We start from the raw sequence: 25497 nt of genomic DNA, 5'->3' as shown, positions 1-25497 counted from the left end.
CATACTCACGCGACATCACAGGATTGCCCCATCATGAAATATATGGACAGCCGCGAACTGACCTTGAGGGGCATCATACTGGGTGCGCTCATTACAGTCGTCTTTACGGCCGCCAATGTTTATCTGGGCCTGAAGATCGGTCTGACTTTCGGCTCATCCATTCCCGCCACCATTATTTCAATGGCTGTGCTTCGCCTCATGGGCGACGGCACGATGCTCGAAAACAACATGGTCCAGACCCAGGCCTCAGCGGCAGGAAGCCTCTCCTGCATCTTTGCAGCCCTTCCTGGTCTGATCATGGTGGGATACTGGCACGAGTTCCCCTATTTCGTATCTCTGCTGCTTACGCTGGGCGGTGGTATGACAGGGGTCATCTTCACCATTCCGCTGCGTCGTGCGCTGGTCCGCAACTCTGATCTTCCTTATCCGGAAGGCACGGCCTGCGCAGAAATCCTGCGGGCTTCTTCTCCAGAGGGAGACGCAGAGAGCCTTCGCTCCCTCACGAAGGGTACGGCCGTTTCGGCTGTAGTCGCCTTTGCAACGTCCGGTTTGCGCATTTTGTCAGATGGGGTTTCCGCAGCTACCAGCTGGGGCGCTTCAGCCTTTCGTCTTGATATCAGTTTCTCTCTGGCTCTTCTCGGAACCGGCTATCTCGTTGGCATCGCGGGCGGCATTGCCATGCTGCTCGGGGTTTTCCTGGCTTGGGGAATCATGATCCCGGTTCTGGGGCATCTAAACCCGGTGGCAGATCCTCTTGCTGCAACGACCGCATTATGGCTGCACAAGGTCCGTTTCATGGGGGCCGGAGCAATCGCCGTCGCTGCAATCTGGACCCTTCTTGCGCTTTCCGGCCCCGTTGCTCAGGGACTGAAAGAGGCTCTTTCTGCCAAACACCGTGCATCGCAGGATGAGACAGATCTCGACCTTGCTCCCCGCACACTGATTGGCCTGAGCATTATTCTTGCGCTGATTTTGTCAGGGCTGTTCACGCAGTTCCTCTGGCCCGTCATGCCTCATGGCGCATCCATGGCCACACTGGTCATCCTGGGTATTGTGGCGTGTTTCGGTCTCGGCTTTCTGGTGGCGAGTGCCTGCGGCTATATGGCGGGAATCATCGGCTCTTCGTCATCACCCATTTCCGGTGTGGGCATTATCGCCATTATTGCTATTTCAGTTGCTCTGTGGGGGCTGGAAAGCGGCGGTGTTCTCTCACCCGAACAACGCCCTATGGTGATCGCTTTTGGTCTTTTTGTTCTATCAGCCATTACTGCTTCTGCCGCGGTATCCAATGACAACCTGCAGGATCTGAAAACAGGTCAGCTTGTAGGCGCAGCGCCCTGGAAACAGGAAGTAGCCCTGCTGATCGGCTGCGCTGTTGGCGCCATTGTTATTCCGTGGGTGCTCCAGACACTTTATCAGGCTTACGGATTTGTCGGCGCAATGCCACGCGAGGGCATGGACCCGACACGCGCTCTGGCCGCGCCTCAACCTGCTCTGATGGCGGCAATCGCCAAAGGCATCCTGACCCACGATCTTGACTGGCTGATGCTAGAAATCGGTGCAGCCATCGGTATCGTTCTGGTCGTTGCGGACATGCTCCTGAAGCGCCGTAACCTGTCTCTACCGCCTCTTGCCGTCGGCATGGGCATCTATCTCCCGGCAGACGTCTCCGTGACGATCGCAATCGGTGCAGGTCTGGGATGGCTGCTTCGTCGCTTCCCCAAAGATCAGGGAACGATGATTGCGTCAGGATTTATTGTCGGGGAAAGTCTGGTAGGTGTCGCCGTGGCTGCCATTGTTGGCGCCACGGGCAGCACCGAAACACTGTCCCTTCACCTGCCCGCGATGCTGCGCTCCGGGCTGGGATGGGTCGTGTTTCTGAGTGTGATGTTCTGGTTCGGGCGGCGTATCAGCCGCCAGTCGACCTAAAAATTACGGCCTGACAGAGTCAGGCCTTCACCCACCACTGAACGGGCTCTGGCTCGTTCGATTCAACGTCGGCCAGAACAGGCTCGTCGGCAACCATAACATCGTCTTCAACGACAACCTTACGCGGACGCCCTACCGGACGCGGTGTCCGGCGAGCGGCTTCGGCAGCCTGCTCCCGTGCCTGATGAAGCTGCGCCTTGAGAGACTGGATCTGATCCTGATGATCGCGAAGATTCCGGTTCAGTTCCGTAATCTGAATCTTGGCATGAGCTTCACGTGTTTCAAACGCCTTAAGCTGCGTCCGAATATCTGAGAGGCTCTTTTCGGCTTCTTCCCAGCGGCGCTGTTCACGCTTCACCGACTGACGAAGACGCTCGATTTCTTCCTGCTCTTCCTGACCAGGTCCATTGTTCCGCTGACTAAAGCCACGGCTGGCCTGGTGTTCAACAACAACCTGTCCGTCACGTACAAAGCGACGGCGGCGTTCCGTAGTTGGTGTCACCGGGCGAGGCTTCTGGGAGCGGGATGATGACCCCGATCCTAGACGAGCCAGCGCCTCTCGCAGTTTGTCTTCGCTAACCTGCTGATCGTCCTGCATTCTTTGTTTTTTCAACCAATAATGAAATTTATGCTGCGTTTCCCAACAGGGACGACCTCTCTGAATAACAGAGAGACTGAAAAGCCCATGAGCCAATCAGCGAAACGTGTCCTGGCAAGGAAATTGAAAGTCGACATTAACGGAATTCATGAATGACCCGTTCTGTCAGACAATGGCCTTTTATCAGGTCCGCCAAGGCCTGTCATCAAAACAATAGAACTGTATTCGTATTTCTTTATTTCCATTGACCCGGTTGCCAGAGCACATCTTGGGCACCGTCCTCATTCGCATGGCGAGCAAGAACAAAGAAGTAGTCTGACAATCGGTTCAGAAACCGGATCCCTTCCGCCGGCCTCGGCTCGAGGGAGATCAACCTGCGCTCCGCCCGACGGGTAACTGTACGAGCCAAGTGGGCATGGGCTGAAATCAGGGAGCCTCCAGGCAGAATAAAACTACGGAGTTCAGGCTGCGCGACCCTGAGCCGCTCAATACAGGCTTCGATCCAGAAAACCGCTTTCTCCGTCAAAGCAGGCGGGCGACCTGTATCGGGGATACAGAGATCAGCCCCCAAATCAAATAAACAGGACTGTATCTGCCGAATATCAGAAGAAATACTGGAAGTATTTCCATCCATCCGTACATGATATTCAAGAACCCCCAGAAGAGCATTCAGCTCATCGACCGTCCCCATGGCTTCAATCCGGGCACAATCCTTGGAGACGCGCGAACCATCCCCAAGGGACGTCTGCCCCTGATCTCCACCCCGGGTCACGATACGATCAAGCCGAATACTCATTCCGGAAATCTTTCCTCAGTGACGGCCGAAGTGATGGTGATGACCCTTGATGGTCTTCGCACCGCTCAGATCGCCTGCCCGAGTCGTATGATCCTGAAGCATTTTGGTCGTGTCCCCGGCCAGGGTCTTGATATCTGCCGTCCCACCCGACTGCGTAGCGGTGGTGAGGGCGCTTGTCAGAGCAGGCGTCTGAACACTTTTGATTTCGCTCAGGAACACACGATCAAAAGATGTGCCATACAGATGACCGAACGTCGCAACATGCGCTTCATCGCCAGCGTTCAGCTTGTCCATGACTGTCAGGTGCGCATCTGTCGCAATTTTTGCAACAGCCTTGCGGTTCGTCGTGTGGTCACTGACAACTGTGGCTGCAAAAGCCTTCACGACATCACTGTTGCTGTGCGTCGCAGCAAGGTTGGCGATGCTGATCTGTGTCAGATCCATGGCATCAACCTGCTGCAGGAACGCCGCATCCGCCGTGGAAAGTGTATAGGTCGAAGCCGCAGACGGCAGAGCCGGAGCTGGCGGCGCATCCGGTGCATTACAGGCCGCAAGACCGGCAAACAGGCTCAGGGATGCAAAAGCAGCAAAACGTGCGGTGGCTCTCATGAAGAGACAGTCCTTTCATCGGTGAGACCGGGAGAAGCCCCCCGGCCGCTACGGGTGAATGGCCCCGCGTTCAAAACGGTCCATTCATGTTCCGGAACACTTCATGGTACATTCAACGCATGTCCGCAAATCCCCGCCTCCCTGCCCTTTCTGGCATCTTCCGCTTCTGCTTCGTTTCAGGTGCATTGGGAGGTGCTGGCGGACTCGTACTTGGGACACTGGCATCACATTTGCCTGACGCTGCCTTTGCCGTTCCGAATGGAAGAGGCGTTCTCCATACAGGTGTTGAAATCCTGATGTGGCACGCCATTGCGCTTTGTGCTCTTACGCTTGGCGCCCCTTTGCTAGGGGGCCGTCTCGTCCGGCTGGCGTGCCTCACCATGGCGCTAGGGACAATTCTGTTCTGTGCGCCCGTAACGTTATACGCTCTTTTCGATCTAAAGATCGGCACGTTATCCGTCGCGCGGATTGCACCTTATGGTGGCACGCTGCTGATTATTTCGTGGCTTCTGGCGGCCGCTTCGGGCCTGCGTAAAGCCTCCTCCGACACTTTATGATCTGCTTCGTATCCTTTTGATAACCGCAAGTACGGCGATCTGAACAATCAGCGCCGCGCAGAAGCAGAAAACGATGATACCGATCAGAATCATCTGCTCCCGGCCCAGCGCGGAGTCGACACGGAACAGCGTGTAAAGCCATTGCCACGCATGGGTCGCCGCAACCATCTGCACCAGCTTGATCGTCGGATGCCAGAACCGGAATATCGCTGCGAATGCGAGTGTTAATCCCACCAGGCTAACGGTTCGCAGGAGCGTTTCGGCAATGCTGACTTCCGGGACAGTCTTTGGGGACTGAGAAAGCACTCGGGATTTTATCAAGAACATGACCTCAAGGTTGAATTCAGCTTTAATCGTTTTTCTGCAAGACTGCGTTATGTCATGCAGTCTCTTCCTTCAATGAAAGCCTTTTTTATGCGCGCTTCCTTTCTCGCCGCAGCCGGACTGGGTCTGGCGCTTTCCGCTCCATTTGCAGCCCATGCTGCAACGACGCCAGCGCCACATCTGAGCGAAACATCCGCTCCCCCCGTCGCTGCACCGTACCCGGATACGTCTGTTGCTCAGGCTCAGGTCAAGGATGCTTTTGCCCTCGCCGCGAAAACCGGGCGCAAAGTGCTTCTCGATTTTGGTGGAAACTGGTGCCCGGACTGCAAGATGCTGTCCGGCATTTTCGCACTTCCTGATGCCAAGGCGTGGCTCGACAGCCAGTTTGTAATTGTTCCGGTCAATGTTGGCCGTATCAACACCAATCTGGATCTCGCCCAGAAATATGGCGTGACGATCAAGGCCGTTCCGACCGTCATTATCGTGACGCCAGACGGAAAGGCCCTGAACGACGACGGGTCGAAAGCGCTCGGGAACGCCCGCAGCATGTCCCCTCAGGCCGTTTTGGACCTGATTTCAGAATGGAACAGCCGCGGCTGATTTTACTTTCTGGCTCCGGAAATAACTTCGGAGCCAGAATAGCCTTTCAGATTCCGAGTTCCTGCTCGGCTTCATGAACAACTTCCGCCAGCGCATCCGCCTCGAACGGCGAAACAAGCCCGGCATCTGCCACCAGTTGTGCAAATGGCTTCGAGCCGCCTTCGGCACAAAGTTTCCGATAGGTTTCGAACGTCCCTGCCCGATCCATTCGCGAACGAAGCCACAACTGAAGCGCACAGCACTGAGCCAGTGCGTAGTCGATATAGTAAAATGGCAACCGGTAGATATGAAGCTGCGCCTGCCAGCGTCCACCCTTGGCCGGATAGTCCAGATCGCCCCAGTCCCGCCATGGCATGTACATCTTCTCCAGACGTAACCACGTCTCATGCCGTTCCGCTGCCGTCATCTGCGGGTTGGCGTAGACTTCATGCTGGAAATGATCGACGCAGACGCCATAAGGGAAGAACGACAGGGCATCGATCAGGTGCATCCGGCGATACCGATCAGCCGCTCCATCCTCAACCAGCGCATCAATTTGCGGCCATGTCAGGAATTCCAGACCCATTGAATGGATTTCCGCCGCTTCCATCGTCGGCCAGAGCTGATCCACCCAGTCCTGATCGCGGCTTTTCCAGTTTTGGAACGCGTGACCCATTTCATGGGTGAAAACGCCGATGTCGTTATGCGTGCCGTTGAAATTGGCGAAAATATAAGGGCTGCCAATCATTGGGAAGGACGTGCAGAAGCCGCCTCCTGCTTTGCCATCACGGTTTTTTAGATCCAGATACTCGAGATCGCGCATCTGAACATAGAAATCGCCCATCTCGCCCTTGGGATCGAGCGCGCGGAACATGCCTTCAGCACGGGCCACCAGAAGATCGTGATCACCGGCAGGTTTCGGGTTGCCCTGAAGGTCAATCAGCGCCTCATCCCAGGCCCAGACCTTGTCCCACCCCATTTTCAGACGACGGCGTTCCAGCAAAGACTGAACCAGCGGAGTGACGGAACTTAGAACCTTCTCACGGAAGGCTGCAACCTGCTCGGGGCCGTAATCCGTCCGGCGCATCCGGCGATAACCGAGTTCGATATAATTCTCGAACCCTAGCGTTTTCGCCATGCGGTCACGCAATTCAACGAGGCGACTGTAGAGGGTGTCGAGTGCCTCACCGTTCTCTTCGAAAAATGCCCAGCGGGCCTGTTCGGCCGCATGCCGCATCTCACGGTCTGGCCCTTGCAAGTAAGGCACCAGACCGGAAAGGTTGAGCACTTTTCCGTCAAACGGGATCTTTGCTGAGGCCAGCAGGGCCGTGTACTCGCCCGTCAGACGCGCTTCTTCTTCCAGATCGGTGCTGATGCGTGGATCGAAAGTTGTGGTATCGGCTTCCCACAAACGGACAATATGGGGCGTGACCAGAGCTTCGAGAGCCGCTCTATCCGGGTCCCCCAGAAGGCGCTTCTTAATCGTAACTTCATGGTCAGTCGCGACCGGCGACAGACGATCTGCATAGTCACGATCCGCCTTGGCCTGCTCGTCCTGCGTGTTGCGCGAGAACTGAAGGTGGACGTGTGATGCCCAGGATTCATATTCGCGGCGCACGAAATCGAAAGCCTGCGCAGCATCCTTGGAGCGCCCCTGATCCAGCAGGAGCGCGATATCGTCATACCGCGCCTTCAGGGACGCTTCGTCAGGACGGGGGAAAGACAGGTCAGAGAACGGAGGGATTGTCTGTGTCATGGGTCTAATTCTGACATTCCGCTCCGTCTCCGTCCATGCCTCTCAGGGTTTCTGAATGGCTTTCACGAATTCAGCCAGACGCCGACAGGCCTCCGCAAGCTGCTCATCCGATGCCGCGCAGGATAAACGCAGATACGGGTTGTATCCGAATGCTGTTCCGGGGACGGTCGCAACATAGGCCTCGTCGAGTAGGGCTTCAGCGAAATCCACATCCGTGTTCAGCACACGCCCATTACCGGACGTACCACCAAGAAGTGCGCCGACACCCGGATAGACGTAAAACGCTCCTTCCGGGATGGCACAGGTCAGACCGGGGATCGCCTGAAGGGCAGCCACCATTTTGTCGCGTCGGCGCTGATAGGTCTCACGCATCTGTTCGATACGCTCCAACCCACCATTCAGCGCAGCGACGGAACCTGCCTGCGCTAGGGTGCAGACGCCAGACGTCGTATTGCCCTGCACGGCAATCATCGCCTTGATAAGTGGTACTGGCCCACAGGCGAACCCAACCCGCCACCCTGTCATGGCGTAGGCTTTGGCCATTCCGTTGATGACGAGAATACGATCAGCCAGATCGGGAGCTACCTGAAGCAGGGACAGATGCTTGCGGCCGTCAAACGTCAGATGCTCGTAAATTTCATCTGACATGATCAGAACATGCGGAGCCTCACGCAGGATATCGGCAATCGCCTCAAGGTCTTTGCGCTCCAGAATGGCTCCCGTTGGGTTGTTGGGGAAATTCAGAACCAGCCAGCGGGTTTTCGGCGTAATCGCGGCTTTGATGGCAGATGGGTCAGGACGGAAACCATCCTCTTCCCGACAGGCGACTTCCACAGCCTTCCCACCCAGCATCCGCGCGATAAGCGGATAGCTGACCCAGTACGGTGCAGGGACAATGACTTCATCGCCTTCATCCAGCGTCGCTGTGAACGCATTATAAATAACCTGCTTGCCACCGTTCGCGACCATGATCCGATCTGGTGTCGCAGCGATCTCATTATCCCGTTTGAACTTCTGGATAATAGCGTCGATCAGTGCCTTTTGGCCGGGGATAGGCGGATAACCCGTATCGCCTTCAAGCCCAGCCGCATACGCAGCTTCGATGGCTTCCGGCGGTGATGGAAAATCCGGTTGCCCCAAGGCCAGGGAAATGACGTCCCTGCCCTCGGCCCGTAGTTCACGGGCCCGCGCGGCCATGGCAATGGTCGCAGGCTTGGGAAGCGTTGCCAGACGTGATGCGATGCGGAACGTCATGACAGGCCCTGGCAGAACTGCTGGATACGGGTGCAGGCTTCCTTCAGAAGCTCCGTGCTCGTAGCATAGGAAATCCGGAAATACCCAGGCGTCAGGAAGGCACTTCCATGAACAGCCGCCACGCCCGTTTCATCGAGAAGCGCCGTGACAAAAGCCTCGTCACTGTCGATCAGATGGCCGCCCTTACTCGTTTTGCCAAGCGTTCCCTCTATGGATGGGAAGACGTAAAATGCGCCTTCAGGCTTGGCACAACTCAGGCCAGGTGCTTCATTGAGCATGGACACCACAAGATTGCGGCGCTGCTCATAAACGCTCACCATTTCGCCAATGAAATCCTGCGGGCCTGAAACTGCTTCCTTAGCCGCAGCCTGAGCAATGGAACATGGATTGCTCGTGCTCTGTCCCTGCAACTTGATAAGCTGACGCGTCAGTTCCACAGGAGCCGCGGAAAAGCCAATCCGCCAACCGGTCATGGCATAGGCCTTGGACACGCCATTCATCGTCACCGTCCGGTCTCGTAGACGGGGCTCGACCTGAACGAACGTCTTGGCGACGGCACCTTCATACATCAGCTTGGCGTACATATCGTCTGTCAGAATCCACACATGCGGATGCTCCATCAGAACGTCAGTCAGCGCTTTAAGATGATGCTCATCATAAGCTGCACCTGTTGGATTACAGGGTGAATTCAACATCAGCCATTTCGTCTTCGGCGTAATAGCTGCGCGAAGCTGGTCAGCCGTCAGGCGGAAACCGTTCTCAGCCGTCGTTTGAACCACAACAGGCGTTCCGTCCGCCAACGAGACGATATCAGGGTAAGACACCCAGGCCGGCGCCGGAATGATGACCTCATCACCTGCATTCAGGGTGGCAACCATCACATTGTAAATGACCTGCTTGCCACCGGTCGAAACGCAAATTTCCTCGGCGCGGTAATCCAGATCGAAATCAGCGTTCAGCCGGGCAGCGACGGCTTCACGCAGTGGCATCGTACCCGCGACATCCGTATATTTCGTCTCGCCGTTCTGAATGGCGCGAATGGCGGCCTGCTTGACGAAATCGGGGGTATCAAAATCCGGTTCGCCAGCAGAAAGGCTGATGATGTCACGGCCTTCCGCCTTCAGAGCGCGGGCTTTCTGCGTAATCGCAATCGTCTGGCTCGGCAGGATACGGTTCAGACGGTCGGCAATGAAAGACATGATGGGTTCCTGATGGGCTTTATCGCGCAGGAACCCTACCGCTCCCGATAGGCATTTGACCACAGCCCATCTGCAGATGAGAGATGCGTTTTTTACATAAAAAAAAGCCGGATACCCCCCTTAGGAGCTATCCGGCTTTTTCACACATCAGCCTTCCTGAGATATCAGGCCAGCTTTTCCATTTCACGAACGACAGCCTGGCCCATCATATCGGTGCCAACACGAGCCATTCCCGGTGACATGATATCCGCAGTCCGCAAACCACTGGCCAGTACGTTAGACACTGCCTTTTCAATCAGATCCGCATCGTCCGCACGGTTCAAAGAATACCGCAGCAGCATCGCGAACGAGAGGATCTGCGCCAGCGGATTTGCAATGCCCTTGCCAGCGATATCCGGTGCACTACCATGGATCGGCTCGTACAGCGCATTGCGCTTGCCATCTTCACGGACAATGCCAAGCGTTGCAGACGGGAGCATACCGAGCGAACCCGTCAGCATGGAGGCCAGATCGGACAGGATGTCGCCGAACAGGTTGCCCGTAACGATCACATCAAACTGGTTCGGGTTACGAACGAGCTGCATGGCGCAGTTATCGGCCAGCATGTGGGACAGTTCCACATCCTGATATTCGCGCTTGTGTAGATCCGTGACGACTTCCTTCCACAGGAGGCCACTTTCCATCACATTGCACTTCTCGACGGAGCAGACGCGATTGCTGCGCTGACGGGCCATCTCAAAAGCAACGCGGGCGACACGTTCGATCTCGGACGTCGTATAGACTTCCGTATTGATCCCGCGACGGGACCCGTCTGGAAGCGTCTCGATGCCGCGCGGCTCACCGAAATAAATACCACCGACCGTCTCACGGACGATCATGATATCCAAACCGCGAACGACTTCCGGCTTCAGGGCAGACGCATCAATCAGCGCATCAAAAAGCTGAGCCGGACGAAGGTTTGCAAAAAGCTCAAGCTCCTTGCGCAGCTTCAGAATGGCCACTTCAGGGCGCTTGTCGAACCCGACATGGCTCCAGGCCGGATCACCAACCGAGCCGAACAGAACCGCATCAGACTTCCGGGCGAGGTCGATAACCTCATCACGGATGGGAACGCCATGGACAGCAAGCGAAGCCGCGCCAACGAGTTCTTCCGTGATGTCCAGTTTCAGGCCACGGTTTGCGTCCAGCCAGTGCACGATCCGTGCAACTTCACGCATGACTTCCGGGCCGATACCATCACCGGCAAGAACAAGAAGCTTGTGGGCTTCACTCATTTTGCAGTTCCCATGCTGATTGACGGCACCCATGCACGGCTGGCCTGATGTTCAAAGCTGCTGATTTCCGCATCATGCGCCAGCGTCTGGCCGATATCGTCCAGACCTTCGAGCAACATGTGACGGCGGAACGGATCAACTTCGAACGGCACGACATTCCCATCCGGGCGAATGATGATCTGCTTTTCCAGATCGACCGTCAGACGGGAGTTTGCCCCCTGACGCGCATCACCCATCAGTTCGTCACAGATTTCCCGTGGCAGACGGATCGGCAGGATACCGTTCTTGAAACAGTTATTAAAAAAAATGTCGGCAAAGCTTGGTGCAATAACGCAGCGGATACCGAAATCCAGCAAAGCCCAAGGTGCGTGCTCGCGGGATGAACCACAGCCAAGGTTGTCATAGGTGATGAGGATTTCAGCATGACGATACGGCTCTTTGTTTAGAACAAAATCCGGGTTCTCGTTGCCGTTATCGTCGTAACGCTGCGCCGCAAAAGCATTCTTGCCGAGACCAGTGCGCTGGATGGTCTTCAGAAAGCGTGCCGGAATGATCTGATCGGTGTCGATATTTTCATTCGGCATCGGAGCCGCAATGGCGGTCAGTTCCGTGAACTTTTCCATCAGACGGTTTCCTTCATCAGCTCACGCACATCACACAGCGTGCCCGTCACGGCCGCGGCTGCGGCCATGGACGGTGAGCACAGATGCGTTCTGCCGCCCGGCCCCTGACGGCCTTCGAAATTACGGTTCGACGTGGACGCGCAACGCTGCCCCGGCGTCAGACGATCCGGGTTCATCCCCAGACACATCGAGCAGCCTGCTTCACGCCACTCAAAACCGGCATCAAGGAAAATTTTGTCCAGCCCCTCGGCCTCGGCGGCAGCCTTCACGAGACCTGAGCCCGGAACAATCATGGCACGAACCGTTGCAGCGACATGACGTCCGCGAACAACTTCAGCCGCAGCACGCAGATCTTCTAGACGACTGTTGGTGCATGAGCCGATAAACACGACATCGACGGGCGTTCCGGCGATTTTCTGGCCAGCAGTAAGGCCCATATAATCCAGAGCGCGCTGAACCTGCGCGGCTTGGGCCGGATCCTTGAAATCAGAAGGAGACGGCACAACGCCATCAATCGGGAGAACGTCCTGTGGGCTGTTGCCCCAGGTCACGGAAGGCACGATATCTTCGGCCTTCAACGTCACTTCCGTGTCGAAATGAGCGCCTTCATCCGATGCCAGCGTGCGCCAGTACGCACAGGCCTGCTCGAATGCTTCATCCTTCGGGGCGAACGGACGCCCCTTCACATAGGCGAAAGTTGTTTCGTCCGGAGCGATCAGACCAGCCTTTGCACCGCCCTCAATGGACATGTTGCAGAGCGTCATGCGCCCCGCCATGTCCAAGTCGCGGATTGCAGAGCCAGCAAACTCGATCACATGGCCAGTGCCGCCAGCCGTACCGATCTTGCCAATAATGGCCAGCATGATGTCCTTGGCTGTCACGCCCGACCCCACTTTGCCCTCGACAGAAACACGCATATTCTTTGCGGGCTTCTGGAGAAGCGTCTGGGTCGCCATGACGTGTTCGACTTCTGACGTACCAATACCGAACGCCAGCGCGCCGAGCGCACCATGTGTCGAGGTATGACTGTCACCACAAACGATCGTCATGCCTGGTAGGGAAATACCCTGCTCCGGGCCGACAACGTGAACGATGCCCTGAGACGCGGAACGCAGCGGAAAATAGGGAACGCCGAACTCAGCGACATTCTTCTCCAGCGTTTCGATCTGGAGACGGCTTTCCGGCTCTTCAATCGGCTGGGAACGGTCGGACGTTGGGACGTTGTGGTCCACAACAGCGACTGTTGCGTCCGGACGGCGCAGGCGACGTCCGGCCATCCGCAGACCTTCAAAAGCCTGCGGGCTTGTCACCTCGTGAACAAGATGACGATCAATGTATAGGATGCACGTCCCGTCTTCGAGGCGGTCAACAACGTGATCGGCCCAGATCTTGTCAAACAGTGTTCTGGGCGAAGAAGAAACGGGCATCCTTATACTCCAACCTTGACTTAGGAAGCGGCTTTTTCACCAGCCTTCGGCAGATCGCGCGGGCGCTCTGCAATACGTGCAGACTTACCCGAACGGCCACGCAGATAGTACAGCTTTGCACGACGCACCTTACCACGACGCACCACTTCGATGCTGGCGAGAGACGGAGCGTACAGCGGGAACACACGCTCCACGCCTTCACCGTTGGAAATCTTGCGAACCGTGAAGTTGCTGTTCAGGCCCTTGTTGGAACGGGCAATGACAACGCCTTCGAAGTTCTGCACGCGCTCACGCGTACCTTCGACAACGCGAACGCCAACGCGAACCGTGTCACCTGCGATGAATTCCGGAACTGCGCGAGCTGCGGAAAGACGCTCGATTTCGCGCGCCTCGTACTGCTGGATAATGTTCATGACCAAACTCCTGGAAACAAAAATTCAATGAACCTGCTGTCGCGCCAGGTACGCATCCCACAGATCGGGGCGACGTGCCTTCGTGACGGCGATTGACTGTTCATGACGCCAGCGGGCGATGGCACCATGATTGCCGGAGAGCAGGATTTCGGGCACTTCCCGCCCATCCCAGACCGCCGGCTTCGTATATTGCGGGTACTCCAGCAGACCTTCGGCAAAACTTTCGTCCTGCCCACTCATCTGGGAACCCATCACTCCCGGTAAAAGACGTACGCATGCGTCCAGAAGCATCAGGGCTGGAATTTCTCCACCTGACAGCACGACATCGCCCATACTGAACTGTTCGATGTCGTGCTTTTCCAGCACACGTTCGTCGATCCCTTCAAAACGCCCACACAGAACCACGACGCCCGGCCCTGCCACGAAACGCTCTGCATCCTCATGGGACAGACGGCGCCCACGCGGTGTCGGGTAAATGACTGGACGACCATCCAACGCGGGAAGCGCCGAAAGAGCCGTATCCAACACATCTGCCCGCATCACCATGCCAGCACCGCCGCCGAACGGCGTGTCATCCACAGCGCGATGACGACCCAGTCCATGCTCACGCAGATCATGCGATTCACAGGACCAGATCCCGCGCTCTAGCGCCCTGCCCGCCAGGGAAAAACCCAGCGGACCCGGAAACATATCCGGAAACAGGGTCAGGATGTCAGCGCGCCAGCTCATGCCCGAACCTGAACCTCTCCGTCGAGATCACCTTCAACCTCGACTTCGATCGGCGGCACGACGGTCACGCGACGCTGCGCGAGATCGACATGCGGCACACAGGCCATCGTAAATGGAACAATCAGCCCCCGATCAATCTCGAGACTGACGCCAGCACCGTAGTCATGGACCACGGTAATGGTTCCAAGAACGTCGCCACTTTCGGAGACAGCCGTCATGCCAATCAGATCAGCATGATAGAACTCGTCTTCCTCAACGGCAGGCAGAACGTCGCGCGCAACATACAGCCGACGGTTGACAACCCGCTCGGCAGCCGTCCGGTCTGACAGAGTGTTTCCCTGCCCGTCCGTCAGCGCTGCGACACCGGGAGAAACCCAGCGCGCCGTCCATGCCGCTCCATGCTCGTCATGCAGCACACCGATCGTTTCAACCGTTTCCGGATCGTCAGTGGCGCCATGCAGATGCACCAAACCGCGAACACCATGCGGGCGACCGATGGTGGCGATCAGAACATCACTGTCAGGGTTGAAGCGGGGCACGGGTCAGGCGTCCTGGTGCGTCAGCAGTTGATCAGCCGGCCGTAGCAGCAGCGGCAGCAGCGGCATCAGCAGCGCGCTTCTGTGCCTTTGCCTTCGGAGCGGACTGCTTCGGCTGCTCGCTGTATGTCGGCTTCGGAGCCAGACCAGCGTTACCAAGGAAGCGTGCAACGCGATCCGTGGCCTGTGCGCCATTGGACAGCCAGTGCGTGATACGCTCGCCATCGAGGCGGATACGGTCAGCATGATCGGAAGGCAGCATCGGGTTGTATGCGCCAACCTTCTCGATGAAACGGCCGTCGCGCGGGCTGCGGCTGTCAGCAACAACGATGTGGTAGTAAGGGCGCTTCTTGGCACCTGCGCGTGCAAGGCGAATCTTAAGGCTCATGAAAAACTCCTGAAGGACAAACTTGAAAACTTGAGACTGATCAGGCGAAAGGCGGGCGGCCACCAGGCTTGCCCATGCCCTTCATCATATCAGCCAGACCACCTGCCCCACCCATGCCACGCATCAGGCCACCAAGGCCCATTTTGCTGATGCGCTTCATCATTGTGGACATGTCGTCAAACTGCTTGAGCAGACGGTTCACTTCCTGAACCGTCGTTCCGGAACCCGAGGCAATCCGCTTCTTGCGAGATGCCTTGATGATTCCCGGCGTCTTGCGTTCCTGCTTGGTCATCGAGGAAATGATGGCCTTGTGACGCTTGAAGATCGATGTGTCGATCTCTTTATCACCCAGCATATCCTTGATCTTACCCATACCAGGAAGCATACCGAGAATACCCGAGATCGACCCCATACGGTTGATCTGGTTGATCTGGGAGACATAGTCATCCAGATCAAACTTGCCGGCGAGCATCTTCTTGGCGACGCGCTCGCCTTCCTCGTGGTCGAGCGTTTCCGCTGCACGCTCCACGAGACCAGCCACGTCACCCAGGCCGAGGATACGGCCGGCCACGCGTTCCGGATGGAATTCTTCGAGGGCTTCCAGCTTTTCGCCAGAGCCGGTCAGCTTGATCGGCGCACCCGTGATGGCCTTCATGGACAGAGCCGCACCACCGCGTGCGTCACCGTCCATACGGCTCATGACGACGCCGGTAATACCGACAGCCTCATTGAAAGACTTGGCCGTATTGACCGCGTCCTGACCCGTCATGGCATCCACGACCAGCAGCGTTTCAGCCGGGTTCGTGACCGCGCGGATCTGACGCACCTCGTCCATCAGGGCTTCATCGATGGAAAGACGGCCTGCCGTATCGAGGATAACAACGTCATAGCCTTCACGGCGCCCCGTATCGAGCGCGCGCCTGGCGATCTCTACCGGCGACTGTCCGGCAACAATCGGAAGGGCCGTGACACGCTTCGTGATGGCATTGACGCGCTCTGCCAACTGCTGAAGCTGGAGTTGGGCAGCCGGACGATAGACGTCCAGACTGGCGAGAAGAACCTTCTTGCCTTCACGCTGCGACAGACGCAGAGCAATCTTGCCCGACGTGGTTGTTTTACCAGAACCCTGCAAACCAACCATCAACACGGGAACAGGCGGCACAGCGGCGAGGCTCAGCGGAACTGCGCCTGCACCACCCAACGCATCAATCAGGGCATCGTTGACAATCTTGGCAACAGCTTGACCGGGAGACACACTTTCAAGCACTTCATGCCCGACAGCGCGCTCGCGAACCTTGTTGACGAAGTCACGCACCACTGGCAGCGCAACGTCCGCTTCCAGCATAGCCAGACGGACTTCGCGCATTGCCTCGGTGACATCACCCTCGGTGAGCTTTCCATTCTTGGAAAGTCCTTCGAGGACACCGGACATCTTGCCTGAGAGTTGATCGAACAACGGGCCACCTTACAGCAAACAGAAACACGCCACTGCGCGAGCCTTCGCGATGTGGCGTGTCCGAAAACAGGACCGCTCTATCGCCTTGAGCCACTGACGTCAAGCAATAGAGCGGCATTCTGTCAGAAATCAGGGCGCTGGCGGCGGTCCGTCTTCCGGCAGGTGCCCCATGATGGCATCCAGTTGCTCATGAAGCGAGCGGATCTTCTCCATCGTTGCATTCGCCTGCCGACGCTGCTCCGGCGTCAGCACATCGTGGAGCTTTTCCTGTGTTGCAAGACGTGCCTGCGCTTCCAGCATGTGCAGTTCACTTTCCTGACGCGTCAGGTCTGCAAGCAGCGATCGATTGAGATCCCCTTCAGCAGACAACTCTGTGCGGATCTTGTCACGGAGGGCTTTCAGCTTTTCATGCTGAGCCTTCATATCCTCATGCGCCTGCTTGAAGATCGTATGAACCTGAGCCTTCTGTGCATCCGTCAAAGTGATACCAGGTGGAAACGGAGGCGGCATATCGCCGGGACCGTGGTCGCCGTGTAGTCCCGCACGGGATGGAGCGGACTGACCCGGATGGGCCTGAGCCAGAAGCGGCGCAGCCAGAAGCCCGACAGACGCAGCGACAGGGAGAAAAGCAAAAAGACGAAAGGCCGTCATGGATGTCATATCCTTGAGGGTTGTCGGAGACGGAAGCGCACTCCCGCTTCCCTGACAATCAAGATGACACGTTCCTTGTTACAAAACTCCCCCACTCCTGTTTCGAAACGTAAACCTCGTAGGGGTATGTAACTCACAACACCCCTTGACGTCCCTTCCTCCTCATTGCATGAAGCGCCCACATCCTGAAAACAGGATACGACTCTGCTCCTTTTTCTTAATTGAGGCAGATGTCAGGAGAGGTGGCCGAGTGGTTTAAGGCAGCGGTCTTGAAAACCGCCGTGCGTGGAAGCGTACCGTGGGTTCGAATCCCACCCTCTCCGCCAAAACAATACGTACCCCCTTATAATTCAGGCGCATTCAATTACCGGCATTCCGTTAAAAACGGACAATTCCGGCTTACAGCGAAACAGCTATGCGCAAGCTGCGACACCCGCGGTGGCAGATGTTTACTCTTTTTGCATAAAAAAAACCTCCACCCGATACATCGGATGGAGGTTTGCTGCCTCTTTAGTAGAGACAGATTCCAGAGCACTTCAATCCCTGAAATCTACTCCTCATCAAAAGTCAGCGCTGCCCGGCAGAACGTGCGCCACCGCGTCGGCCAGCAGATCCGCGCACTGATGATGGCGGACCAGAACGGCGTCGGCCACCGCCACCATTTCCACCACCGCGCTGACCACCGCCACGCCCGCCACCAAGAACCGGAGGGCGCATTGTGGAATTCTGGGCCGCATCAGAGTGATAAGGATGATCAGTTACGACTGGAATAGCCTTGTCGATCTTCTTTTCAATGTCCTTCAGCCATGCGCGCTGCTCGGCATCGCAGAGCGACACGGCCCAGCCATCACGTCCCGCACGCGCCGTACGGCCGATACGATGAACATAGGATTCAGGGACATTCGGAAGATCATAGTTAAAAACGTGAGATACGTCGTCGACATCGATACCACGTGCCGCAATATCCGTTGCGACCAGTACCTTGACCGTGCCGTTGCGGAAACCCGACATGGCTCGCTCACGAGCGCCCTGTGACTTGTTTCCGTGAATGGCCTCAGCAGTAATGCCGTTCTTGTTCAGGAACTCTGCAACCTTGTTGGCTTCATGCTTCATCAGCGTAAAGACGACCGCACGCACAACGTTTGAGCTCTCAACAAGCATCAGCGTCGCGTCTTTCTTCTTCTCCGACTCAACGAACATGACAGCTTGGCGGATACGATCCACAGTGCTGGATTCAGGTGTAACCTGAACGGTTGCAGGGTCGCTCAGCAGGGAGTGCGCCAGATCACTGATGGACTGCGGCATCGTCGCAGAGAACAGAACCGTCTGACGACGCTCTGGCAAAAGCGCCATAATACGGCGGATATCACGAACGAAGCCCATGTCCAGCATCCGGTCGGCTTCATCAAGCACCAGAACTTCCAGAGCCGAGAGATCAATATACCCCTGCCCTACGAGATCCAGCAGTCGGCCAGGTGCTGCCACCAGAACATCGACACCACGACGCGTCGCTTCAATCTGCCGCCCCTGACCGACGCCACCGAAAACAACAGCATGAGACAGCTTCATGTGACGGGCATAAGCCCCAAAACTTTCGTCAATCTGGGACGCAAGCTCACGTGTTGGAGCCAGCACCAAAACGCGAACGGTCTTTGGCGCAGGGGGACGACGATTTCGCAGAAGGTAATCAAGGATCGGCAGAGCAAAAGCCGCCGTTTTACCTGTTCCTGTCTGCGCCAGCCCCAGAAGATCACGGCCTTCAAGAAGATGCGGGATTGCGCCAGCCTGAATAGGCGTGGGGGTTGTATATCCTTCTTCGGCAAGCGCCTTCTGGATTGGTTCGGCTAAATTGAGCTCTGCGAAACTGGTCATGGACCCCTCCTGAGGGATAACAAGGCCTGGCTCGCACAGCCCGAGCCGTACTTTTGGAGCACGAAAGGACGCCTGCTTTGAGCCTAGAGTTGATGAGAGACGGCTCTCAGCTGACTTCAGCCAGCATCATGACCATTTACCAGCTAGTGAGACCGGTTAAATTGGTCACTTCATTTTTCAAAAATGAACCATGAAGCCTGATACCTGAACGCCAAAACCAAATCAGCATGACGACGAAACCGTCAGCATCTCCCTGCTTTAAATGCCGGGATATCTGCGGATTGATGTAGGACACGTTCCCTTTCGCCGCAAGAGAAACGCACGCTCGATTCACAAAAAATCATTATTATTTCACGTATTTTGCGAAACCGTGAATCATCTCACAGAAAAGAATGCAGCGGGAGAAAAGAATATCTTTCCTTTTTGACCAAACAGAAAGGATATCCCTTCAAAAGCAAACTTAGCCGCGACTGAGCAGAAAGAGGGCCTGCTCGCCAAACAGATTGGCAAATCGGATTGACCGCCTCCAAGGCGCTTTCAGTCCGTCTTCATCCACAGCAAGCCATTGTTGGACAACATATCCGTCTTCCTCACACAGAGCGAGAAAATCCCTGATCGTGCAGGGATGAATATTCGGCGTGGAATACCAAGGCGTGCTCCAGACAGACGTCATAGGCATACGTCCGGTTGTCAGAAGCTGCAGCCGCAAACGCCAGTGCCCGAAATTCGGAAAAGAGATGATGGCATGACGGCCAATACGCAGCATCTGCCTCAGCACTTCTCGCGGACGCTCTACAGCCTGCAGCGTTCTCTGAAGGACAACATAATCGAATGCATCATCCGGATAGTGTGCAAGATCGTGATCTGCGTCTCCATGCATGACCGGTAGACCATGAGCGACCGACTGGGTAACACTCTGCATGTCAATTTCAATACCTCGAGCATCACAGCCCCGGGTACGAAACAGGTAGTCGATCAGAGTACCGTCGCCACTACCTACATCCAGAACGCGCGCTTTCGCGGGGATCATCTCTGCAATTAGTTGTTGATCAACGCGCATCAGAGTGCCTCCTCCCTGGTAAGACCGGCATGTTCGGCAGCACCATTCAGAAAACCTCTTACGGTTCGATCCAAATCAGGCTCATCCAGAAGAAATGCGTCATGCCCACGGTCACTTTCGATTTCCACAAAAGAGACGTTTGCCCCAGCTTTATTCAAAGCACGCACCAGCAGTCGGGACTGAGACGTCGGGAAAAGCCAGTCAGAACTGAAAGACACGACACAAAAACGCGTCTCGCACTTTCCAAAAGGAGCTGACAGATCGCCGTCATGCTCGGCAGCCAGATCAAAATAATCCATCGCCCGCGTAATCGTCAGATAGGAGTTTGCATCAAATCTTCGGACGAATGTTGACCCCTGATGCCGGAGATAACTTTCAACCTCAAACATTTCGCCAAACAGCGACGGACTGCTCGCTGCGGGAATGGCCGTAGCCGCTTCCTTACGAACACGCCGACCGAATTTTCGACTCAGAGCCTCTTCTGAGAGATAGGTGATGTGCGCCATCATACGCGCAACCCCCAGACCACGCGCCGGAATAGCACCAAAATCCCGGTAATGTCCGTCATGCCAGTGAGGATCTGCAAAGATGGCCTGACGACTGACCTCGTTAAACGCAATATTCTGCGCCGAATGAAAAGGCGACGTGGCAATGGGCAAAGCTGCGAAAACGCGCTCTGGATGATCTGCCACCCATGTCAGCGCCTGCATACCGCCCATTGATCCACCCACGACAGCAAAGAGGCGTTCAATTCCAAGATAATCTACCAGGCGGACCTGAGAGGCCACGATGTCATGCATCGTAATAGGGGGAAACTCGCTGTCCCAGGCCTTACCCGTCTCGATACAGAGGGATCGCGGCCCCGTAGACCCCATGCACCCCCCAAGGACATTCGGACAGACCACAAAAAAACGGTCCGTATCGATTGGAAGCCCAGGACCGACCATACGGCTCCACCAACCAGGCTTTCCCGTCAGCGGATTAGGCTCTGCAAGATACTGGTCACCCGTCAATGCATGACAGACGAGAATGGCGTTATCGCGGGCAGCAGATAACGTGCCGTAAGTGCAGTAAGCGACTTCCAGAGGTGCCAAATGAGCACCGCATTCCAGCGCCATCCCCTCTTCCAGACGCATGGTTTGATGCGTGTAGACAGGACCTTCCTCAACGGAAGAAGACACACTGCGATCCATCAGTTCCCACCTCGAATGCCTTCCGGGGCGGACGGTATGACATTGTCCCGGCGACACAGCAAATTTCTTTCTCGATTGACGATAAATTAACGTGCTTGAATTTTGTTAAGAAACAGTAAAAAAACATCTCATGCCAGATGGTCTTACAACTTGCGTTCGCCCCGGTCCTTCCGCTGATTCCGTACGCCCCACCTCCCTTCAGGTCCTCGGATACTCAGGGACATTTGATGCCGCCTATTATCTGAAGACCAATCCTGACCTGAAAAATCTGGGGACAGCCGTTCTACGGCATTATCATCACTGTGGCTGGAAAGAAGGACGCAAACCCAACCCGTTCTTTGATCCACACTGGTATCTGAAACAATACCCGGACGTTCTTGGCGATCCTCTGCTTCATTACGTTATCGCTGGAGAAAAAGAAGGCCGTCAGCCTATCAAGTGGTTTGATCCGGCCTGGTATGCCCAAACCTATACCATTCCCGAGGGAATGCTGGCCTTGGCGCACTACCTGCTGAACCGACACACCCAGATCCTGCAGCCCATCGCAGAGTTTGATCCGGCTTTCTATCTTAAAGCTTACCCGGATGTCGCTGCGGCAGGGATAGACCCACTCGAACACTATATGATCCAGGGTTTTCGTGAGGCCAGACAGCCTTTTGAAGCATTTGATCCAGTCTATTATCGCAAGAACTATCTGCGACATGAGCCAGATACAAACCCTCTCCTGCATTACCTGGAAAATAGGCACAAACCCAGCATTCATCCTGCACAACCACAAAACGAACTTACGGTTTTCCGGGAAGTTCGTCGACGCAGCACGCCCGGACCACTGTTTGAAAAGACTCAACCTCTTCCAGAGAGTGCGATCCGCCGCGCACGTGTCTTGGCCTATTATCTGCCGCAATATCACGCCACTCCGGAAAACAATGCCTGGTGGGGAGACGGCTTTACGGAATGGACAAATACGTCCCGCGCGCTCCCCCGGTTCGCTGACCACTATCAACCGCGCATTCCGCGCGACCTTGGCCATTACACACTGACGTCTCCAGATTTACTGAAGAGACAGGCAGACATGGCAAAGGCTGCGGGAATTGAAGGTTTCGTTTTCTATTTCTACTGGTTCAATCGCAAACGGCTTCTTGATGGACCGCTGGAAATGCTTCTGGCCAATCCTGATATCGCTCTGCCGTTCTGCCTCATGTGGGCTAATGAAAACTGGAGCCGTCGATGGGACGGATCCGATAACGACATCCTCATTGCACAGAATTACCGGCCGGAAGACGATCATGCTCTGATTGATTGCTTTGCACGCCATATGCGTGACCCGCGCTATATCCAGGTCCAAGGTCGCCCTCTCCTCATGGTGTATAGGCCAGGGACTATCCCGGATGCACCTCAGGCTTTTGAAAGGTGGCGCAAACTTTTCAGAAAACGACATAACCTGAACCCGATTTTTGTCATGGGGCAGGCTTTTAACGCCGAGAACCCTCGTGATTTTGGCGTAGATGGAGCCATCGAATTTCCGCCCCATAAGGTCGTTGCGAATTGCAGTCTGATCAACGAACACGTGCAACTGATGGACGAAGATTTCCGCGGCCAGATTTATGATTACTCAGATATTGTCGAAAATGCTCTCAAACAGCCTCCGACATCCTACCCCCTGATACGGACCGCGGCACCCTCCTGGGATAATGATGCGCGCCGCCAGGGACAAGGACTGGTCCTGCACGGATCTACACCCAAACTTTATGAGCGATGGCTGACCGGCTTGGTTGATCAGGCTCAAAAAGAACGGTTCTTCGGTGAATCCATCGTCTGCATCAATGCCTGGAATGAATGGGCTGAAGGCGCATATCTTGAACCCGACATACATTTTGGCAGCGCTTATTTGAATGCGACAGCCAGAGCATGCACGGGGTTTAAAAGCTCGCTAAACAAGGCCCGCCTCCTTCTGATCGGTCATGATGCATTTCCTGCAGGTGCTCAAAGACTTCTGCTTGAAATAGGCCGAACTCTTCGTGCGTCTTTTGGTGTGGATCTTCGCTTTGTGCTGCTGGAAGGAGGGGCGATGGTCGATGAATACAGACGTATTGCGCCCGTAGAGATTCTGTCCGTAACGTCTCCAGAAACAAAAAAAAGACTGAGCGTTCTGAAGAAAGAAGGCTTTCAGCAAGCCATTCTCAATAGCTCCGCATCATCACCGCTAGCACCCGCCCTTTTTCAGAACAGCATTCCCTACACATTTTTGATCCATGAATTGCCGAATATCTTAAATATTCGCAAGCTGGTCAGTGAAATGCATAAGTGTTGTGACCTCGCCTACTCTATTATCGTTCCCGCACAAATCGTTGCGCAACGACTTGGGTTGGAAAAACATCCCAAACTAAGCATCCTTCCACAAGGCCTGTATCAACCACCTGCTTTGAGCACATCTACACGACAAGCCATTCGTCAAAAACTAAAGCTGACAGAAACACAGTTTTTGGTGCTCGGAGCAGGCTATGCAGACATGCGAAAAGGCTTCGATCTTTTCCTGCAATTATGGCGTATTTTGCAAAATGACGCTCACTTCGTCTGGTTGGGAGGCATAGACCCTACCCTCGAAGATGGGCTCCGTTCAGAGCTTGATCTAGCCTTGACGTCAGGAACATTTCACATGCCCGGAAATGTGAAAAACATGTCGGACTGGCTGTCGGCAGCCGACGTTTTTGCCCTAACATCCCGCGAAGATCCCTATCCGTCTGTTGCTCTTGAAGCTCTCAGCGCAGGCTTATCCTGCACCGCGTTTAAAGACAGCGGCGGAATTCCCCCTTTTCTTGAAAGCTTGAATACAGCCGATACTAAGCATTCAATGGTTCCGCTCGGTGATATTAACGCAATGGCGAAAGCCCTTTTTGCGCTTGGCCAGCAATCAAAAAAACGACCATTTTTGCATCGCAAAAAAATAGCACGAAAAATGCAAAATCAGCTTCATTTCAAATCTTATGCTGAAGCTCTCTTACATAACGCATTCTCACAACTCCCGACCATTTCGGTTGTCGTACCATCCTACAATTACGCACGTTACTTAGAGAGTCGGTTGGTTTCTATTTTTACACAGACGCTTCCTATTCTTGAAATTATTGTTCTGGATGATGTCTCAACAGACAAAAGTGTAGATATCGCCCAGAATACTGCCAGAGAATGGCAACGCGAAATACGCCTTATAAAAGGGCGCAAACCTTCAGGTTCAGTTTTTCGTCAATGGGAAAAAGCATTCAAAGAGGCCCAAGGAGAATGGGTTTGGATCGCAGAGGCAGATGATCTCTGTGATCCACAGTTTCTGGAAAAACTTTTTGATGCCTTGCAACAGCACCCCAATGCTACAATGGCTTTCAGTGACAGCAGGTCCATTGATACAAATGGTGCTCCTCTTACCTCGTCTTATCGTAATTACTGCTCCGAAACGGCTGGAAGCATTTTAGATCATGACGGATATTTCCAAGGACGCGATTTTCTGAAGACGTGCCTCTCAGAACGCAATCTTATCCTCAACGTGAGCGGAGCCGTTTTCAAACGTGACCCCATGCGCGCCGCTCTACGCAGATGCCAACAAGACCTCAGAATACTCAGCGTTGCAGGAGATTGGCGTATTTATCTCGAACTTCTGGATCAGGATGAAACTGGCATCGTGTACGTTAAGCAATCACTGAACATTCATCGACGCCATGGGAATTCAGCAACTCACCTTCTTGATAAAAATCAGCATATCAACGAAATAAAATTCATGCACAAAACCATCATGGATAGAATGGATATTTCAAAAGAAAAAATAAAAAAACAAAAAGCATACCAACGCAAAGTTATAGAACATTTTAATATTTGAACCGAAAAATGTTCTATAATTTAAATGAAGATATCACCTTAATCAGGAAAATTTGAAAAATGGCTTAGTTTAGGTCTGAATAGATGGGCTCAGACCACATGAATTTGAGTACAGATGTGAGATCTGTATTAGTTAACGAACGAACAGAGGAATCTATCTGCGCCCTTTTTTTTCCAAAAAACAATGCCAGACTGTCCGTTGGTGAGAGATGCCTACTGTGCTGTGCAGTATCATCGCTGTATAGGCAATTAGAATCACGAACACTCCCGGAGCTTTGCTCACGGGAGTGCAGGGTACATTGGTTGCGGGGGCAGGATTTGAACCTGCGGCCTTCAGGTTATGAGCCTGACGAGCTACCGGGCTGCTCCACCCCGCGGTGGTGTGTGTGATGTTGGTTTTTTGGGGTTTT

At 54.9% G+C, this 25497-nt stretch carries 23 protein-coding genes and 2 tRNA genes; 5 read left to right on the top strand and 20 right to left on the bottom strand.

The genetic code is table 11. The features are described 5' to 3' along the window. Window positions 1-33: 33 nt before the first annotated feature. Window positions 34-1929: an OPT family oligopeptide transporter gene (locus tag HKD32_RS06535; RefSeq protein ID WP_194257759.1), complete on the top strand. Its 1896-nt coding sequence runs from the start codon at window positions 34-36 to the stop codon at window positions 1927-1929. 19 nt (window positions 1930-1948) lie between these two features. Here HKD32_RS06535 and HKD32_RS06530 read toward each other — a convergent pair whose 3' ends face one another. From HKD32_RS06530 to HKD32_RS06520, 3 genes are all read right to left on the bottom strand, one after another. Beyond that, window positions 1949-2527, bottom strand: coding sequence for a hypothetical protein (locus HKD32_RS06530; RefSeq protein WP_034880435.1), 579 nt, complete (start codon window positions 2525-2527; stop codon window positions 1949-1951). Between the two features lie 235 nt (window positions 2528-2762). Continuing rightward, a complete protein-coding gene (locus tag HKD32_RS06525) occupies window positions 2763-3323 on the bottom strand; it encodes a cob(I)yrinic acid a,c-diamide adenosyltransferase (RefSeq protein ID WP_194257758.1) in 561 nt (186 codons plus the stop codon). Between the two features lie 15 nt (window positions 3324-3338). Then, window positions 3339-3932, bottom strand: a complete 594-nt coding sequence (locus tag HKD32_RS06520) for a DUF4142 domain-containing protein (RefSeq protein ID WP_194257757.1) — start codon at window positions 3930-3932, stop codon at window positions 3339-3341. A 119-nt stretch (window positions 3933-4051) separates the two neighbouring features. Here HKD32_RS06520 and HKD32_RS06515 point away from each other — a divergent pair, with 119 nt between their 5' ends. Then, the gene (locus HKD32_RS06515; RefSeq protein ID WP_194257756.1) at window positions 4052-4489 is read left to right on the top strand and encodes a DUF423 domain-containing protein; all 438 of its coding nucleotides are present in this window, start codon (window positions 4052-4054) and stop codon (window positions 4487-4489) included. On the opposite strand, the gene HKD32_RS06510 is transcribed toward HKD32_RS06515, so the two are convergent. Beyond that, window positions 4484-4795 (bottom strand): hypothetical protein, encoded by a 312-nt coding sequence (locus tag HKD32_RS06510; RefSeq protein ID WP_337905504.1) that lies wholly within the window; start codon window positions 4793-4795, stop codon window positions 4484-4486. The two genes, HKD32_RS06515 and HKD32_RS06510, sit on opposite strands and share 6 nt — an antisense overlap. A 93-nt stretch (window positions 4796-4888) precedes the next feature. On the opposite strand from HKD32_RS06510, the gene HKD32_RS06505 reads away from it, so the two are divergent. Beyond that, the gene (locus tag HKD32_RS06505) at window positions 4889-5413 is read left to right on the top strand and encodes a thioredoxin family protein (protein ID WP_408870219.1); all 525 of its coding nucleotides are present in this window, start codon (window positions 4889-4891) and stop codon (window positions 5411-5413) included. A gap of 46 nt (window positions 5414-5459) precedes the next feature. Here HKD32_RS06505 and HKD32_RS06500 read toward each other — a convergent pair whose 3' ends face one another. The 12 genes from HKD32_RS06500 to HKD32_RS06445 all read right to left on the bottom strand — a co-directional run bounded on the left by HKD32_RS06500 (window position 5460) and on the right by HKD32_RS06445 (window position 17098). Then, window positions 5460-7148: a M3 family oligoendopeptidase gene (locus HKD32_RS06500; RefSeq protein WP_194257754.1), complete on the bottom strand. Its 1689-nt coding sequence runs from the start codon at window positions 7146-7148 to the stop codon at window positions 5460-5462. Window positions 7149-7190: 42 nt separating this feature from the next. Next, window positions 7191-8402, bottom strand: a complete 1212-nt coding sequence (locus HKD32_RS06495) for a pyridoxal phosphate-dependent aminotransferase (RefSeq protein WP_194257753.1) — start codon at window positions 8400-8402, stop codon at window positions 7191-7193. Beyond that, on the bottom strand, window positions 8399-9601 hold the full coding sequence (locus tag HKD32_RS06490; protein ID WP_061933344.1) for a pyridoxal phosphate-dependent aminotransferase: 1203 nt from the start codon (window positions 9599-9601) through the stop codon (window positions 8399-8401). Before HKD32_RS06490 ends, HKD32_RS06495 begins: the two co-directional genes overlap by 4 nt. A gap of 164 nt (window positions 9602-9765) precedes the next feature. After that, on the bottom strand, window positions 9766-10875 hold the full coding sequence (leuB, locus tag HKD32_RS06485; RefSeq protein WP_010503994.1) for a 3-isopropylmalate dehydrogenase: 1110 nt from the start codon (window positions 10873-10875) through the stop codon (window positions 9766-9768). Further along, window positions 10872-11498: a 3-isopropylmalate dehydratase small subunit gene (leuD, locus tag HKD32_RS06480; RefSeq protein ID WP_010503995.1), complete on the bottom strand. Its 627-nt coding sequence runs from the start codon at window positions 11496-11498 to the stop codon at window positions 10872-10874. Before leuD ends, leuB begins: the two co-directional genes overlap by 4 nt. Then, window positions 11498-12925 carry a 3-isopropylmalate dehydratase large subunit gene (gene leuC, locus HKD32_RS06475; protein WP_010503996.1) on the bottom strand — a complete coding sequence of 476 codons (1428 nt, stop codon included), beginning with the start codon at window positions 12923-12925 and terminating at the stop codon, window positions 11498-11500. Before leuC ends, leuD begins: the two co-directional genes overlap by 1 nt. A gap of 20 nt (window positions 12926-12945) precedes the next feature. Beyond that, entirely contained in the window at window positions 12946-13338 is a 393-nt protein-coding gene (gene rplS, locus HKD32_RS06470; RefSeq protein ID WP_010504000.1) for a 50S ribosomal protein L19, read from the bottom strand. A 24-nt stretch (window positions 13339-13362) separates the two neighbouring features. Next, on the bottom strand, window positions 13363-14067 hold the full coding sequence (trmD, locus tag HKD32_RS06465) for a tRNA (guanosine(37)-N1)-methyltransferase TrmD (protein ID WP_061933346.1): 705 nt from the start codon (window positions 14065-14067) through the stop codon (window positions 13363-13365). Next, a complete protein-coding gene (gene rimM / locus HKD32_RS06460; protein WP_061933348.1) occupies window positions 14064-14606 on the bottom strand; it encodes a ribosome maturation factor RimM in 543 nt (180 codons plus the stop codon). The genes trmD and rimM overlap by 4 nt, the downstream gene beginning before the upstream one ends. 31 nt (window positions 14607-14637) lie before the next feature. Continuing rightward, window positions 14638-14991: a 30S ribosomal protein S16 gene (gene rpsP, locus HKD32_RS06455; RefSeq protein WP_007283494.1), complete on the bottom strand. Its 354-nt coding sequence runs from the start codon at window positions 14989-14991 to the stop codon at window positions 14638-14640. A 40-nt stretch (window positions 14992-15031) separates the two neighbouring features. Continuing rightward, complete coding sequence (gene ffh / locus HKD32_RS06450; RefSeq protein WP_061933350.1) at window positions 15032-16447, bottom strand: signal recognition particle protein; 1416 nt, start codon at window positions 16445-16447, stop codon at window positions 15032-15034. A 129-nt stretch (window positions 16448-16576) separates the two neighbouring features. Then, the gene (locus tag HKD32_RS06445; protein WP_010504008.1) at window positions 16577-17098 is read right to left on the bottom strand and encodes a Spy/CpxP family protein refolding chaperone; all 522 of its coding nucleotides are present in this window, start codon (window positions 17096-17098) and stop codon (window positions 16577-16579) included. A gap of 236 nt (window positions 17099-17334) precedes the next feature. Between HKD32_RS06445 and HKD32_RS06440 the strand changes: the two genes are divergently transcribed. Further along, a tRNA-Ser gene (locus HKD32_RS06440) sits at window positions 17335-17424 on the top strand. Window positions 17425-17665: 241 nt separating this feature from the next. Here the strand turns inward: HKD32_RS06440 and HKD32_RS06435 are convergent. The 3 genes from HKD32_RS06435 to metX form a co-directional block, all read right to left on the bottom strand. Further along, window positions 17666-18970, bottom strand: coding sequence for a DEAD/DEAH box helicase (locus HKD32_RS06435; protein WP_010504041.1), 1305 nt, complete (start codon window positions 18968-18970; stop codon window positions 17666-17668). Between the two features lie 460 nt (window positions 18971-19430). Continuing rightward, on the bottom strand, window positions 19431-20030 hold the full coding sequence (metW, locus tag HKD32_RS06430) for a methionine biosynthesis protein MetW (protein ID WP_010504043.1): 600 nt from the start codon (window positions 20028-20030) through the stop codon (window positions 19431-19433). Further along, window positions 20030-21223, bottom strand: coding sequence for a homoserine O-acetyltransferase MetX (metX, locus tag HKD32_RS06425; RefSeq protein ID WP_061928555.1), 1194 nt, complete (start codon window positions 21221-21223; stop codon window positions 20030-20032). Before metX ends, metW begins: the two co-directional genes overlap by 1 nt. 130 nt (window positions 21224-21353) lie before the next feature. Between metX and HKD32_RS06420 the strand changes: the two genes are divergently transcribed. Then, the gene (locus HKD32_RS06420; RefSeq protein ID WP_194257752.1) at window positions 21354-25088 is read left to right on the top strand and encodes a glycoside hydrolase family 99-like domain-containing protein; all 3735 of its coding nucleotides are present in this window, start codon (window positions 21354-21356) and stop codon (window positions 25086-25088) included. A 299-nt stretch (window positions 25089-25387) separates the two neighbouring features. On the opposite strand, the gene HKD32_RS06415 is transcribed toward HKD32_RS06420, so the two are convergent. Then, window positions 25388-25464: transfer RNA gene (locus HKD32_RS06415), tRNA-Met, on the bottom strand. Between the last annotated feature and the right edge of the window lie 33 nt (window positions 25465-25497).

The organism is Gluconobacter japonicus (assembly GCF_015244665.1).
Taxonomy (GTDB): Bacteria; Pseudomonadota; Alphaproteobacteria; order Acetobacterales; family Acetobacteraceae; genus Gluconobacter; species Gluconobacter japonicus.
Note: the sequence above shows the minus strand (reverse complement) of the source record. Positions and strands in the feature narration are given on the sequence as shown.

Excerpts from the sequence above, each read along its gene's own strand:
- HKD32_RS06535 (WP_194257759.1), top strand. The coding sequence starts at position 34 with ATGAAATATATGGACAGCCGCGAACTGACCTTGAGGGGCATCATACTG.
- HKD32_RS06530 (WP_034880435.1), bottom strand. The coding sequence starts at position 2,527 with ATGCAGGACGATCAGCAGGTTAGCGAAGACAAACTGCGAGAGGCGCTG.
- HKD32_RS06525 (WP_194257758.1), bottom strand. The coding sequence starts at position 3,323 with ATGAGTATTCGGCTTGATCGTATCGTGACCCGGGGTGGAGATCAGGGG.
- HKD32_RS06520 (WP_194257757.1), bottom strand. The coding sequence starts at position 3,932 with ATGAGAGCCACCGCACGTTTTGCTGCTTTTGCATCCCTGAGCCTGTTT.
- HKD32_RS06515 (WP_194257756.1), top strand. The coding sequence starts at position 4,052 with ATGTCCGCAAATCCCCGCCTCCCTGCCCTTTCTGGCATCTTCCGCTTC.
- HKD32_RS06505 (WP_408870219.1), top strand. The coding sequence starts at position 4,889 with ATGAAAGCCTTTTTTATGCGCGCTTCCTTTCTCGCCGCAGCCGGACTG.
- HKD32_RS06500 (WP_194257754.1), bottom strand. The coding sequence starts at position 7,148 with ATGACACAGACAATCCCTCCGTTCTCTGACCTGTCTTTCCCCCGTCCT.
- HKD32_RS06495 (WP_194257753.1), bottom strand. The coding sequence starts at position 8,402 with ATGACGTTCCGCATCGCATCACGTCTGGCAACGCTTCCCAAGCCTGCG.
- HKD32_RS06490 (WP_061933344.1), bottom strand. The coding sequence starts at position 9,601 with ATGTCTTTCATTGCCGACCGTCTGAACCGTATCCTGCCGAGCCAGACG.
- leuB (WP_010503994.1), bottom strand. The coding sequence starts at position 10,875 with ATGAGTGAAGCCCACAAGCTTCTTGTTCTTGCCGGTGATGGTATCGGC.
- leuD (WP_010503995.1), bottom strand. The coding sequence starts at position 11,498 with ATGGAAAAGTTCACGGAACTGACCGCCATTGCGGCTCCGATGCCGAAT.
- leuC (WP_010503996.1), bottom strand. The coding sequence starts at position 12,925 with ATGCCCGTTTCTTCTTCGCCCAGAACACTGTTTGACAAGATCTGGGCC.
- rplS (WP_010504000.1), bottom strand. The coding sequence starts at position 13,338 with ATGAACATTATCCAGCAGTACGAGGCGCGCGAAATCGAGCGTCTTTCC.
- trmD (WP_061933346.1), bottom strand. The coding sequence starts at position 14,067 with ATGAGCTGGCGCGCTGACATCCTGACCCTGTTTCCGGATATGTTTCCG.
- rpsP (WP_007283494.1), bottom strand. The coding sequence starts at position 14,991 with ATGAGCCTTAAGATTCGCCTTGCACGCGCAGGTGCCAAGAAGCGCCCT.
- HKD32_RS06445 (WP_010504008.1), bottom strand. The coding sequence starts at position 17,098 with ATGACGGCCTTTCGTCTTTTTGCTTTTCTCCCTGTCGCTGCGTCTGTC.
- HKD32_RS06435 (WP_010504041.1), bottom strand. The coding sequence starts at position 18,970 with ATGACCAGTTTCGCAGAGCTCAATTTAGCCGAACCAATCCAGAAGGCG.
- metW (WP_010504043.1), bottom strand. The coding sequence starts at position 20,030 with ATGCGCGTTGATCAACAACTAATTGCAGAGATGATCCCCGCGAAAGCG.
- metX (WP_061928555.1), bottom strand. The coding sequence starts at position 21,223 with ATGGATCGCAGTGTGTCTTCTTCCGTTGAGGAAGGTCCTGTCTACACG.
- HKD32_RS06420 (WP_194257752.1), top strand. The coding sequence starts at position 21,354 with ATGCCAGATGGTCTTACAACTTGCGTTCGCCCCGGTCCTTCCGCTGAT.